The 13,357-nt window shown below is 37.8% G+C and carries 15 protein-coding genes and 1 riboswitch; of the genes, 11 read left to right on the plus strand and 4 right to left on the minus strand.

Going from position 1 to position 13,357, the window contains the following annotated elements:
* The first annotated feature begins 268 nt into the window (after positions 1–268).
* A complete protein-coding gene (locus tag MHH70_RS02335; protein WP_342472446.1) occupies positions 269–1,207 on the plus strand; it encodes an LCP family protein in 939 nt (312 codons plus the stop codon).
* 163 nt (positions 1,208–1,370) lie between these two features.
* On the plus strand, positions 1,371–2,576 hold the full coding sequence (locus MHH70_RS02340) for an AI-2E family transporter (protein ID WP_342473149.1): 1,206 nt from the start codon (positions 1,371–1,373) through the stop codon (positions 2,574–2,576).
* 103 nt (positions 2,577–2,679) lie between these two features.
* Here the strand turns inward: MHH70_RS02340 and MHH70_RS02345 are convergent, their stop codons facing one another.
* Positions 2,680–3,837, minus strand: a complete 1,158-nt coding sequence (locus MHH70_RS02345) for an aminotransferase class I/II-fold pyridoxal phosphate-dependent enzyme (RefSeq protein ID WP_342472447.1) — start codon at positions 3,835–3,837, stop codon at positions 2,680–2,682.
* A gap of 174 nt (positions 3,838–4,011) precedes the next feature.
* Positions 4,012–4,992 carry an S-layer homology domain-containing protein gene (locus MHH70_RS02350; protein ID WP_342472448.1) on the minus strand — a complete coding sequence of 327 codons (981 nt, stop codon included), beginning with the start codon at positions 4,990–4,992 and terminating at the stop codon, positions 4,012–4,014.
* A gap of 307 nt (positions 4,993–5,299) precedes the next feature.
* Here MHH70_RS02350 and MHH70_RS02355 point away from each other — a divergent pair, with 307 nt between their 5' ends.
* A complete protein-coding gene (locus MHH70_RS02355) occupies positions 5,300–6,115 on the plus strand; it encodes a hypothetical protein (RefSeq protein ID WP_342472449.1) in 816 nt (271 codons plus the stop codon).
* Between the two features lie 23 nt (positions 6,116–6,138).
* Here MHH70_RS02355 and MHH70_RS02360 read toward each other — a convergent pair whose 3' ends face one another.
* The gene (locus tag MHH70_RS02360; protein WP_066163047.1) at positions 6,139–6,927 is read right to left on the minus strand and encodes an enoyl-CoA hydratase/isomerase family protein; all 789 of its coding nucleotides are present in this window, start codon (positions 6,925–6,927) and stop codon (positions 6,139–6,141) included.
* A 416-nt stretch (positions 6,928–7,343) separates the two neighbouring features.
* On the opposite strand from MHH70_RS02360, the gene MHH70_RS02365 reads away from it, so the two are divergent.
* The 6 genes from MHH70_RS02365 to MHH70_RS02390 all read left to right on the plus strand — a co-directional run bounded on the left by MHH70_RS02365 (position 7,344) and on the right by MHH70_RS02390 (position 10,770).
* Positions 7,344–8,219, plus strand: a complete 876-nt coding sequence (locus MHH70_RS02365) for a site-specific integrase (protein ID WP_342472450.1) — start codon at positions 7,344–7,346, stop codon at positions 8,217–8,219.
* A gap of 42 nt (positions 8,220–8,261) precedes the next feature.
* Positions 8,262–9,119, plus strand: coding sequence for an aminoglycoside 6-adenylyltransferase (gene ant(6) / locus MHH70_RS02370; protein WP_342472451.1), 858 nt, complete (start codon positions 8,262–8,264; stop codon positions 9,117–9,119).
* Between the two features lies 1 nt (position 9,120).
* Positions 9,121–9,513, plus strand: coding sequence for a hypothetical protein (locus tag MHH70_RS02375; protein ID WP_066163051.1), 393 nt, complete (start codon positions 9,121–9,123; stop codon positions 9,511–9,513).
* A 69-nt stretch (positions 9,514–9,582) separates the two neighbouring features.
* Positions 9,583–9,682, plus strand: a riboswitch (guanidine-I (ykkC/yxkD leader).
* A 58-nt stretch (positions 9,683–9,740) separates the two neighbouring features.
* Complete coding sequence (locus MHH70_RS02380; protein WP_066163053.1) at positions 9,741–10,073, plus strand: SMR family transporter; 333 nt, start codon at positions 9,741–9,743, stop codon at positions 10,071–10,073.
* Complete coding sequence (locus MHH70_RS02385) at positions 10,073–10,384, plus strand: multidrug efflux SMR transporter (protein WP_342472452.1); 312 nt, start codon at positions 10,073–10,075, stop codon at positions 10,382–10,384. The genes MHH70_RS02380 and MHH70_RS02385 overlap by 1 nt, the downstream gene beginning before the upstream one ends.
* 194 nt (positions 10,385–10,578) lie before the next feature.
* Positions 10,579–10,770 (plus strand): hypothetical protein, encoded by a 192-nt coding sequence (locus MHH70_RS02390; protein WP_107942757.1) that lies wholly within the window; start codon positions 10,579–10,581, stop codon positions 10,768–10,770.
* Positions 10,771–10,977: 207 nt separating this feature from the next.
* On the opposite strand, the gene yeiL is transcribed toward MHH70_RS02390, so the two are convergent.
* Positions 10,978–11,637: a transcriptional regulator YeiL gene (gene yeiL, locus MHH70_RS02395; RefSeq protein ID WP_066163059.1), complete on the minus strand. Its 660-nt coding sequence runs from the start codon at positions 11,635–11,637 to the stop codon at positions 10,978–10,980.
* An 82-nt stretch (positions 11,638–11,719) separates the two neighbouring features.
* On the opposite strand from yeiL, the gene MHH70_RS02400 reads away from it, so the two are divergent.
* Positions 11,720–12,862, plus strand: a complete 1,143-nt coding sequence (locus tag MHH70_RS02400; protein WP_107942755.1) for a 3-phenylpropionate MFS transporter — start codon at positions 11,720–11,722, stop codon at positions 12,860–12,862.
* Positions 12,863–12,997: 135 nt separating this feature from the next.
* The gene (locus tag MHH70_RS02405; RefSeq protein WP_107942754.1) at positions 12,998–13,336 is read left to right on the plus strand and encodes a metalloregulator ArsR/SmtB family transcription factor; all 339 of its coding nucleotides are present in this window, start codon (positions 12,998–13,000) and stop codon (positions 13,334–13,336) included.
* The last annotated feature ends 21 nt before the right edge of the window (positions 13,337–13,357 follow it).

Below are 13,357 nucleotides of genomic sequence, written 5' to 3' on the forward strand. Positions count from 1 at the left end.
GCAAAAAAATTGCTGAAAGATGTTAAAATTTATACGGAAACAGTATAATAAGGGAGGACTGTCCGAATAGACTAACGCATCTTTGGTTTAGTGAAAAAGACTTTCACTTATTTTAAATTTACAAGAATGCTGTTAGTTTAAGAGTTTATAGCTTTTAAAACGAGTTACTTACTTTTTAAATAGTGAGTGATTTTAATGAAATATTAATAAAACGTTCAAAAAGTAGTGCGAAGCATTCGCTTTTCGGACGACTCTAAAGGAGAATTTTATGGAGCAGCTTGAACGACGACAAACACGACATAAACGAAAAAAATTTCGTACAGGAAGGTTTATTTTTCTAATAATTATCGCATTGCTATTAGGAGCAGTTGCTTATAGTGTTCAGCAATATCGCAGTGGACAAAATCTTGCGAGTGAAACAAAGCTACCTGAGCAAGACTTTGTAGCGGATGCAAAAAAAGGAGAGATTGAAAACTTTTTAATTTTAGGTGTCGATAGTCGGGGAGAGGAGAAGTCGCGTACAGATACGATGATGCTATTATCATGGAATCATGACACGAATGATATAAAGCTTGTCTCATTTATGCGTGATATTTATGCAGACATTCCGGGCTATCAATCCTATAAGCTGAATACAGCCTACTACTTAGGCGGTGTGCAATTATTAAAAGATACGTTAAATGCAATGTTTGAAGTGCCTATTCATCATTATGCAGTCATTGATTTTAAAAGTTTTGAAGCGCTAATTGATATTTTAGCGCCAAATGGTATTACGATGGATGTCGAAAAGGATATGTCGGCATATATTGGAGTTTCATTAAAGCAAGGTACGCAGCAGCTAAATGGCAAGGAATTGTTAGGCTATGCACGCTTTAGACAAGATGCAGAAGGTGATTTTGGGCGTGTTGCTCGTCAACAAAAGGTGATGGATGCATTAAAGAGCGAGCTATTATCACCAGCAAATGCCAAAAATTTACCGAAATTTATCGGTGCAGCACAAGGCTATATGACTACTGATTTAACATCTGCACAGGAGTTAAAAATGGCGCTATCTATAGCAGCAGGTGGTGGCGTAGAAATCGAAAAGATGACGATTCCTGTCGAGGGAACATATACATTTAACTCGTATCAGCATGCAGGCTCTGTTTTAGAAATCGATCAGCAGCAAAATCAAGCTTTGCTACATGAGTTTTTACAGATGAAATAAGCAGCTAATTCATGCTAGAATAGCTGCACAGATATCTTTTTTGAAAAATAAGAAAGTGTATGTTTAATGTTTGAGCAGCATCTAGGATAAGCTTGTGCTGTAGCAATTTTCTTAAAATTTGACAATTAGCAGGGGTGGTTTTTTGGAGCAGGGAAAAACAAATATGCAAAATAAGCAGCTACCGCAAGAAACTTCGAATTTCTTTTCGACACGTTTCATCCGCTTTTTAGGCGGAAAAAACTTATTGTTCTTACTTCTTATCTTGTTAATTGTCGGCTGTGTTATTTTTATTTATGATAAAATCTCATTTATTTTCCAGCCACTTCGTGTATTATTTGAGGTCGTTATTTTGCCAGGGGTGCTTGGCGTTATACTGTATTATTTAACACGACCATTTTTACGTTTATTAATGCGATGGAATATTTCTAAAATATGGGCGATTTTAATTATTTATTTAGTTGCAATCGGTGCTTTAGCATTAACAATCGTATTAATTTATCCATTTTTACGCGACCAGTTCACAAATTTAATGAATGAGTTTCCAGCGTATTTTATGGCATTTGTTGAAAATATTGTTTCATGGCTGAATAATTCACGGCTAGCTGAATACTTTGCGAGAATTAATTTTGATTACGATCAAATGATTACAAGCTTGACGGATGATATTGTGACGCAAGTAAAGGATTTGGCAACAGGCTTTGCTACAAGTGTTGCATCGGGAATTACCGGATTTGTTTCTGCTTTGACAGGTCTTGTGCTATCACTTGTTATAGTGCCATTCATCTTGTTTTATTTATTATATGAGGGCGAAAAAATGCCGAAGTTTATCGTGCGTCTTACTCCGCCGAGCATGCGAAAATTCGTAGGTGAAGTATTACACGATATGGACAAGCAAATTAGCTCCTATATTCAAGGGCAAATTTTAGTGTCTATTTGCATTGGGGCGATGGTAACAATCGGCTTCCTAATTATCGGCTTAGACTATGCATTACTGTTAGGGGTACTGGCGATGGTGACGAGTGTCGTACCATATTTAGGCCCTGTTATCGCGATTACACCTGCTGCAATTATTGCTATTGTCTCTGATTCACCGTTTATGATTTTAAAGCTTGCGGCTGTCTGGACGATTGTACAATTAATTGAAGGGAAGTTTATTTCGCCACAAATTATGGGCAAATCATTGAGCATCCATCCAATTACTATTATTTTCGTGTTATTAACAGCAGGCTCCTTATTCAGCGTTCCAGGTGTTATTTTAGGGATACCAGCTTATGCGTTAATTAAAGTGCTAGTGACACATATTTATCAAGTGTTTAAAAAGCGCTACAATCGTTTCCAAACGACTGAAGAGGATATGTACGAGGAGTAGCGAATTTCATCATAAAAGGGGCTGTTCGAAAAAATAGACATTTTTCGAACAGCCCCGTCTTCTATATTAAATATTCGCTAAAACATGCTTAAGGTAGACTTAATTAGATAGCGCGAAGCTTTTCAACAGCTTGCGCTAGTAATTCTACATCTTGTACAAGTGCTAGGCGCATATACCCCTCGCCAGCCTTACCGAATACGGTGCCAGGAACCATCACAACACCAGTCTCTTCAATGGCTTTAAAGGCGAATTCCTCGCTTGTCATCTTATATGGGTGCTTTGCCCAGACGAACATTCCGCCATTGGAAGGTGCTACCTCCCAGCCAATTTGCTGAAGCCCAGTCATTAATACACGGTGTCGCTCTGCAAATGTCGTGCGTAAGCTTGCTGTAATTTCCTCTGCATGGTCTAGGGCGAGTGCAGCAGTTAGCTGAATCGGCTCGAAAATACCAAAATCTAAATTTGATTTAAGCTGCTTAACAATGCCAATCATATTTGCATTGCCTACAATATAAGCAATGCGTGCACCTGCAAGGCTAAAGCTTTTTGATAAAGAATTAATTTCTAAGCCGACCTCTTTTGCACCCGGTGTTGCTAAAAAGCTTCCCGCAGCATTCCCAGTGAAATAAAATTCAGAGTAAGCCGCATCGTGTAAAACGATGATATTGTGCTTTTTAGCAAATGCCACAACTTGCTCAAAATATTGCTCAGAAGGCATTGCCGGTACAGGGTTGCCCGGTAAGTTTAAAATAAGTAGTTTAGCTTTGTCTGCAATGTCGTTTGGAATACTAGCTAAGTCTGGCAAATACCCATTGTCCTTTGTAAGTGGCATATAATAGGGCGTTGCACCTGCTAAATGAATGCCCGCATCGTATGCGACATAGGCTGGGTTCGTTGTTAAGACGATATCACCAGGGTTGCAAAAGGCAATTGGTAAATGGACTAATCCTTCCTGTGAGCCCATCGTTTGTACAACTTCTGTTTGTGCATCAAGCGCAACACCGTTTACTCTTTCATAGTAGCGACAAACAGCCTCGTTGAAAGCCTGTACACCTGTTAATGTGTAACGATACGATTGTGGTTTGGCTACTAGCTGTGCCATATGTTCAAGCAGCATAGGAGCAGGGGGAATATCTGGACTGCCTAAGCTTAAATCGATAATTTCCATACCTTTTCGCTGCTGCTGTGCTGCAAATGCTTTTAATTTCCCAAAAATCGCCTCTGTAAATAGCGACATTTTTAATGATGGCTCAATATTCAAAAAGAACACTCCTTTAACCTGTTAAAAACTTCAATTCATTGTAGCACAAACAAGACATTTTGTATTTCGAGAATTCAGAAAATAGTATATATACTTCTAAACGAGAATATATCGCTGAAGGGAAGAACACTGGGCGTGCCCCAAAATGGATTATTAGGCACGCCCAGCGCTTTGTTATTCTTTTACAAATGCTCTTATTAGTTTATTCTCATTATAATCGTACCATAACACCCATTGCTGATTGTCTTGCGTTTCAAGATTTTCGGCTATGCCAGTATAATAAACTTGATAAAGTATTTCATCTAATTGTTGCGCAGTTTTATTGAATGACTTTTGAGCAAGTTCTATAAACGCATTATATTCCCTGGCATTTTGTAGCATAACTGAGGCTGTTTCATAGCTTTTGTCTTTGGCAAATAGTTTTTCTGCTGAGTTTTTAGAGGCTGTCGTTGCTTCTGTCGCATTTTTATATTTTGCAGGATATTGAAAATCTGCTTCTTGCATACTAGAAAATTTGCTAGAATCCGCAAAAGTAATTACCTCACTCGTTTCAATGGCCTCTGCTGCGCGGTACATAAAAACAGTGAAATGTACACGTGTCAGCCCTTTATCTTCACGGAATGTTTTGTCCTCAAAGCCTGTTGTAATATTATTAGCATATAAGGCATCCACATATGAAGCGAGCTGCGGCGAAACATCCGTTAATGGGCTTTTCTTATCATTGCTTGTTAGATTGTAGGCTAGCGCTAATGCACGTGCCATTTCGCCTCGTGTAATAATATCATTCGGTCTAAAATCAAAATTATCGACATGTTGAATAATATCTGCTTCTAATACGCGTCTAATATCTTTGTAGTAAGGATTGTCCTTGCTTACATCGGTTAAAGAAATCCCTTTATAATATACTGGAAGTGTAGGAAATGCACGGCTTATTAAAGTTGCCGCATGCTTGCGCGTCATCAATTCATTTGGTTTGAATGTTCCGTCTGGATAGCCAGTAATTACTTCTTTAGCGGTCATCTCTGTAATGATGTCATAATAATCATTTTTCGGTGAAACATCGCTAAACTTTTTAGTAGCTGCTTCTGTTTGTATTGGCGCTGTCACAATAGTAGCTGCAATAGTAGCACTGATAAATAAGTTTATTTTTTTCATAATCAATTACCTCTCTTCATTGAAATGATAGATGAAATACTGCGATAGAAATGGTAATTTTCTATATGAGTTGAAGAAGCCCAATACATTTATAATAAACGCTTTTTTTCTTTTTTTCTACAAATCCTATCATCTATTGATTTTAACTTCTTTCAGCAAGTGTCCCGCTACCGATTGAATCCAGACTAGAGTTAGCTAAGCCGCAATTGATTATCGTAAAAAATAGTGTATATTTTTTATAAAGTGAAATGGGGGTTTTGAACTTAGTTCATGTGAAATAGAATTCTTTAAAGGAGGGGGAGAGCGAATGAAGGTTTACTCTTTAAGCGGACCAAGTGGTACGGGGAAAAGTACATCTGCCTTGCATTTTGCATATACAAAAGGGATTGAAGGCATTATAGATGATGGCCTGCTTATTATAAATGGCAAAAGGCGAGCAGGAACGAGTGCAAAATTCGAAAAAAATACAATAACAGCAGTGCGACGGGCTATTTTTGAAGATGAAGCACATCGACGGGAAGTACAAGCTGCGATAAAAGATGCCAAGCTTTCATCGGTGTTAATTATCGGTACATCAGATAAAATGACAAAAAAAATCGCTAAGCAATTACAGCTTGGACAGATTGTTCATTTTTACTATGTAGAAAATATTCGGTCTGCTCGTGAAATTCAAATCGCCCGCTTTATTCGCCAAACGAAAGGACAACATGTTATGCCAATTCCGTATGAGCAAGTGGAGCAAAACTTTTTTAAACGCCTTGTACGTAAAGGTCGTGCGATTTTTGTAGGGAATCTTGTTAAGGTTGGTGAAACGACGATTGTTCAGCCTGATTTTCATTATGAAACACTAACTATTCATAAGCAAGTGTATCGCGATGTATTGCAGCATATTATAGGGAAAAGTCCGATAGTGGCACATGTGGAAAAAATTCAATTTAATATAGCGTCAATTCCTAAAATTAGCGCAACACTCGTTTTAAAGGGGCCCATTCATTATGATGTCATTACCGAGCTGCGCGGCTTGCAACAAGAAATTGTTGAGGCCTTTCAACGAACATTTGAGCTAGAGCCTGAGCGAATCTTTTTAGCTGTAAAAGGGATAAAAGGTGCTGGGGCTGTCTAGAAATAGACAGCCTCACATTAGAATTAGCGTGTAAATTGGGGTTGACGTTTTTCCACGAAGGCGCGTACACCTTCAGCAAAATCATTTGGTGAGACGAATGGGGTAGAGTCCTGCCATAAAGCGGGTGTAGATTCTGTGCATTGCTGAACGGCTTGTTTTACCGCTAGCAATGAGTCGGGTGACATGCCAGCAACAAGCTTACCTACGCGAATCATAAATTTTGTCAAATCTTTTTCAGCCACTAAATAATTAAGCATGCCTGACTGAAATGCTTCTTCCGCTTTATAGGTACGTCCTGTGAAAACAAAATCCTTTGTGGCAGAAGGGCCTACTAAGTCTACAAGGCGTTTGGCAAAGCGATTATTTAACGTAATGCCTAATTTTCCAACAGGAATACCCATTTTCGCCTTATCAGAGCCGATGCGGATATCACAGGCAAGTGCTAGCTCTAAGCCTGCGCCCATCGCAGGGCCATTAATAACACCAAGCACGGGAAGAGGCAGACGTTCCACAGTAGAAATCGTTTTCTCCATTTCGACAAAGGCTTGCTCCGCCTCATCAAGTGACATCGTATGAAATTCTTTAATGTCTGAGCCAGCGGAAAAATTTTCTCCAGCCCCACGCAATATAAGCACTTTATTTTTAGGGTTTTGTAATGATTGTGAGGCAAGGGAGGCTAGCTCTCGCCACATTTTTGCTGTTAGTGCATTTTTGGCCTGTGGTCTGTGGATTGTAATAATAGCCAAACCAGCTGTTTCCTGATAAATAATTTTTGCGTCCTCTTCATGTAGTCGCACTGTTTGAATTTGCATAGGACAACCCTCCATTTCTGCATATTGAATTAATGAAAGTATAGCTTAAAATAAGAGGAAAGTACGAAATAACGCATAAAAACATGAATACACGTTATATTGAACGAAGGTTTTGCAATTAATGTCTTGTAGAATTTTTTTTTGCGACGAGTAACCGCAGGACAAGTAATTTTTATACTGAAAAGCAAGGCTACTTCTACAAAAATCACTACGCCAAGGCGTAATTGCTTGTAGCATATGCATGGTTGAATAATAAAGCAACCTTTTATATAATGAGAACAAACATTCCGTCTAGTTTATGTGTTTCATAAATGGCATATTATACGACACTTTTTATAGAAAATAATATACTTGACGCATCAAATATTTACAAAACACCAGCTACTTTACGCCAAATCTAACAAGGAGAGCTGATTATGAGAGATTATTCGATTTATATCCCTCGTTTTAAAGCATTTTTAGCAGGTCAGTCGAAATCCAATTTCACAGTGAAGCAGTATAGCTTAGATTGTGCACAGTTTGTGAAATTTATGGAGGAACAGAAGTATGAAATCATTTCAGTAGAGCTTATTGAAGCATATCGGCAGTGGCTACAACTGCATTACACTTCAATTCAAAGTGTAAATCGTAAGTTAGCTAGCTTAAAAAGCTTTATACACTTTTTACAAGCTAGGGAAGTAATCCCATTATTTGCTGATGATTTATTTAGCCCCTTGCCATTTGAGAAAAAGGAATTACAAACATTATCTGCACGGCAAATTCGACAAGCGCTACATGTTTGGCTCACTTCCTATGAAACAGCGGAGCAGAAGGATATAAGCTGGATGGCATTACGCAATTATACAATTATGCGTGTTATTGCTGAGCTTGGTATTAAATCAAGCGAGATAGTGCGGATGAAGTGGTCGCATGTGCGCAATGATTTTATTCGTATTTTAACGAAACGAAGCTATCGAGATTTGCCATTACAGCCGGCGTTATTAGATGTGCTTCAATTTTATAAGGAGGAAACGCTAAAGCAACTTCCTATTGGACAGGAGGTAGATTATATTTGGCTTGGCTTAGGCAATAAATTAGGAGAGCCAATTACTGTTAAAACGATTGAGCGTTTATTTTCATACGTCTCACAGCAAGTAGGTTTTTCTGTTACAACGACAAATGTTCGTTACACAGCCATTAAGCAGGATATGGACAATACACTGCAAGACATTGAGGATTTATACGAAAAATATGGCTATGCACGAAAAGGGGTATTGCAGGAAAGAGCAGCACGGATGGAAAAACCCAAGTAAAATGCTATAATTAAAAATAAACTTTCAAAAAGGAGAGATAATTTGCGTACAGAGGCAGAAATGTTCCAGATTTTTTCGAATTTTGCTACAGAGGATGAGCGCATTCGAATTTCAATGCTTGAAGGGTCAAGAACAAACAATACTATTCCAAAAGATAGTTATCAAGACTATGATGTAAGCTTTTTTGTAACGAATATGAGCTCTTATTTGAAAAATGATGACTGGCTGCGAGCGTTTGGTGAGCTTATTTTCGTCCAAAAGCCAGAGGACATGGAGCTTTTCCCTGCGGAATTTGAAAATTATTTTACTTATATTATGTATTTTACTGATGGGATTAAAGTGGATTTAAGCTTGATTCCTCTAACAGAGTTAACAAGTTATTTGCAAAAATCAGATGGCTTAATAGAGGTATTACTCGATAAGGATGGACACATCGAGCAAGCAATAGTCCCTTCGGACGAAAAATACTGGCTCACTAAGCCTAGCGCTCGAAGCTTCGATGACTGCTGCAATGAGTTTTGGAGCGTTGCAACATATGTGGCAAAGGGACTTGCGCGCAATGAATTTCTATTTGCCGTTGACCATTTGCATCATAATATAAGACAAGAGCTATTACGCATGTTATCATGGGATATCGGCATTCAAAATGGCTTTTCTTTCAGCGTAGGAAAAAACTACAAATTTATTCATCAACATTTACCAGCACAACAATATGAAAGATTGTTAAGCACATATGCAACGGCAAGTATAGCGCAAACATGGACCGCTTTTGAGCTTTGCTGCGAAATGTTTCGCGAAACTTCTCGTAAAGTGGCACAAGCGCTTGGCTATCCTTATCCAAACTATGATGAAAATATTACAAAATGGATTGAAAATACATACAAAAAAGGAGCACGATGAAATGGCAATTTCATTAATGGAAGCTTATTTAATTGAAGCTTTACGACCAAAATACGGCTATGAGCAAGTGGCGGAGCAACTAGAGAAAAAGGACTTAACATTATTTGCTGATATGAAATCGGATTTTTCATTATTACAGCAGCTTTACAATACGAATAAGGAACTTTTTAAAGAAGCATACACGACAGGTTATCAAGTTAAATTTTTAACAATCAATGGCTTGAAAAATATTTTGCGCATGCGTTTTGGCATTGAAGAAAATACCTATGATTTGCAAGAATTCGGTGCCTACAACGTACCAGCAAATGAGGAAACAGAGAAAGCAATTGCAGCACTTGTTTCATCTAATTGGAAAATCGAGCGTTCAGGGCAGACAATTAATATTTTTGTTTAACTTCTTTCAACGAGTGCCACAGATTTTGAAAAAAACTTGCAAAATCATCATTTTGTGAGATAATAATTGCAGAAAGCTTTCTAGGGTTCCGTAGCATTTGCTAGCCTGGTCCGAGAGAAGGCGCACACAATATATGTGTGTTACACGGAAGGATAAAAGCCTGGGAGAACTAGCTGTTTCGACAGCCGTTCTCTCAGGTTTTTTGTCATTTTAAGGAGGAGTTAATTATGAATTTCACATGGCTTCAAGTAATCATTGCAGCAGCTTTTGAGGTAGGTTGGGTAATTGGATTAAAACATGCAGCTACGCCACTTGAATGGACTGCAACAGTCATTTGCATTATCGTAAGCTTTTACTTAATGATTCAGGCAGGAAGTAAGCTGCCGGTTGGGACAGTGTACGCAGTATTTGTTGGACTAGGGACTGCAGGAACTGTAACAGCTGATATGGCGTTATTCGGAGAACCAGTGCAGTTAGGTAAACTACTATTAATCGCCATTTTATTAGCGGGTGTTATTGGGCTTAAACTTGTATCTAGCGATAAGGAGGAGCATGCGTAATGGCTTGGATTGTATTAATTTTTGCAGGACTTTTTGAGATGCTAGGCGTCTTTATGATTGGCCGTATGTATCAAAAGCGCAATGTCGCATCCTTTATTTATATGGTTGGTGCATTTGCACTTAGTTTTATATTACTGGCAGTTGCTATGGAAACATTACCAATGGGCACAGCCTACGCGATTTGGACAGGCATTGGCGCAGCTGGTGGTGCAATCCTTGGCATGATTGTTTTTGGTGAGTCGAAGGACTGGCGACGTATCGTCTTTATTTTCATGATTTTAGGCGCAACAATCGGATTGAAATTAATGTAAATTATCTCTTTATTGAAAACATACAGCTAGAAATTCTAAAATCTAGTATCCTATAAATGGGAAAAATGCAAAAAAGGGAATCATCATAACATAACGGGAACTTCTTGAGGCAGTACTACAAAAGGTAACAAGTATGCAGACGAGCATACAAGGTATTCAAGGAGAGATGCAAAGGGAAATGCCGGGAATTCAAAGTGGAGCAAAGAAAAACAAATGAGCGATTAGATGGTGTGAAGGCAAAACTGCATATTGTTTATGAGCAAACGAGACGCTTATCTGAATATCATGCTGAAATTACTTCTCGTTTTGAACAGATGTCTACTATGCAAGATTTGGAATTTTTTGAGCATAAATTAGTAAGGCATGAACATGAGATTTTTAATTAAAGCGAAAAATTTAGAAAATGGAGCTGTCCAAAATGCGGGCTATGCACAGCATTTTGGACAGCAACTAAATCGAGAGTATCTTTTAAAAATGTGATGAACACTTGCTTTAACGGTGTTTATCTTCAATCAAAAAGTAGCGATGAAAACCTTTATTAATACAAAATGGAAGCCTAATTTTCAAATTAGACGAATCATAGTTCCTTCTTTCTATATAATTCCTCGCCTCTGTAATTCATTCATATTTGTAATTATATAGCTACGTCCATGCTTTTCGAGTAAGCCTTGTTCACAAAATTGTGAGAGCACGTGTAGTAAATGGCGATAGGACACGCCTAAATAATCGCATACCTCTGTATGCTTTTCCTTATAAATTCCCGCATCTGCAGAAAGGACAATAAATTCAGCTAGCCGATTTTCAAGTGGGTAAGCAAGGCTTTTTGAAAATTTGGCAGTTATTTGTGATGTTTTATTACCAAGAAAAGTACATAAATAGCGTAAAAATACGACATCAGATAATAGCTCCCTTTTACATTTTGCTATAGGCAGTGCCAAACAAATTGTTGTTGTCATCGTTTGCACACCTTTCGAATAATAATTTTCATCCAATAGCTCTAGCTCGCCAATAAAAGCGTTTGGCTGTGCGAAGCTAATTAAGGCAACTTTGCCATTTTCCTGTGTCATATAAACCTTTGCTTTTCCTTCGACTAAGTAATATAAATATTGTGGAAAATGACCTTCTTTAATAATCCATTCGCCGCGTGCAAAACGATGTACCTCCACTAAATCTGTTATATCAAAAGAAAATAAATGTTGAATCGGAAAGTGCTTAATATAGTATTTTTGCTCTTCATTTTGTAAATTTTGCATAGAAAACCACCTAAACATGAGATATCTCACATTATTTTAAAAGAAAGCGTGCTATGATGCAAGACAGATGGAGGGATTTGAAATGAATAATCAGCGCTGGATGTCGCAAAAATTCTTTACTTTTTACATGACATGGGGCATCTTTTTACCATATTGGACAGGGTTTTTAGTTTCAGCAAAGGGGCTAACTGTACCTGAGGCAAGCTTGATTATGAGCTTTGGCTTAGTGATTAGAGGGCTTTCAACAATGTTTGCTTTCCCTTATATTGCAAGTAGATGGAGCAGTAAACGAGTGTTAAATGTATTAGCTGTTGTATCGTTGATAGCAGCTTTACTTTTTGTTCCAGCCAACTCTTTTACAAGCCTGTTTATTGTTACATCATTGTTTAGTTTCTTTTATCCAGCTTTAATGCCGGCTTTGGATAGCGTTGCAGGCGTATTAGTGCAGCATGGACAACTACACTATGGTAAAAGTCGCTCATATGGCTCCCTAGGATTTGTTGTAATGGTTTTAATCGTTAGCTTGCTCACAGGGAAGTTTGGTGATACAACAATTGTATGGCTGTTGCTTGGAGGATTGCTGCTCTTTGTTGTTTTAAATACGCGCCAAGCACCGATGATATTATTAGAAAAGCCGAATGAAAGTCGAGCTAGCAAATTTTCAATCAAGCAACTATTGCAAACACCTAATTTTTTAATTGTGTTGATTATTGCAATTTTATTACAAGGAGCACATGCCTCTTATTATAATTATGGCTATATTTATTTGCAGGAGCTAGGTGTTTCAAAATATTATATCGGGCTGATTATTAATATCGGTGTGTTTTTCGAAATTATCTTTTTTGCTAAATCTGATCGGTTATTCGGTCATTGGAAGCCTGCAAACCTGCTTGTTATAGCAGCAATTGGTTCAACGGTGCGCTGGTTAATGGTATCGCTTATCCCATCAATACCTATTTTTATTTTGTCGCAATCATTGCATGCAGTATCATTTGCCCTTGCGCATTATGCAGTTATTTTATTTTTCACACAGCATTTACGAAGAGAGCAAATTCCGAATGCACAAGGGATGTACAATGCCTTTGCTATGAGCTGGAGCACCGCTATTTTAACATTGCTCGGTGGCTATTTATATGAAATAGAACCGCGCTTTGCCTTTTTAGGAATGATTATTTGTACAGTACCAGCGTTATTCCTGTCATTTTATTTAAAGAAAAAAATATAAACTGCAGCGCTAAATTTCCTTACAAAGAAGGAGTTTAGCGCTTTTTACATTGAAAATTAAGAGATTAAGAGGTATCATATATACATATTCAAAAGTTTGAATATGTATATTGGTGAGATGAAATGGAGGGATACAATGGGAGGGGAGCTACAGCAATTTAAAGCAGATTTTTTCAAAGCATTAGCACATCCTTTACGTATACATATACTTGAACTTTTATCAGAGGGAGAGAAAAGTGTACAGGAAATTCAAGAAGCCTTAAATAAAGAAGGCTCGGCTATTTCGCAGCAACTCAGTGTACTGCGAGCGAAAAATATCGTTGTCGGTACAAAGGATGGCAAACGAGTTTTGTATTCTCTTAGAGACCCAATGATTTTAGATTTACTCAACGTGACAAAAAGGATTTTCAATAATCATTTAATTGATACAATTTCAATGCTAGAGGAATTAGAGGATGCCGATAGCGAAAGCTAATAAATTAAAATGAAAAGAAGG

It is taken from the genome of Metasolibacillus sp. FSL H7-0170, assembly GCF_038593115.1.
Lineage (GTDB): Bacteria > Bacillota > Bacilli > Bacillales_A > Planococcaceae > Metasolibacillus > Metasolibacillus fluoroglycofenilyticus.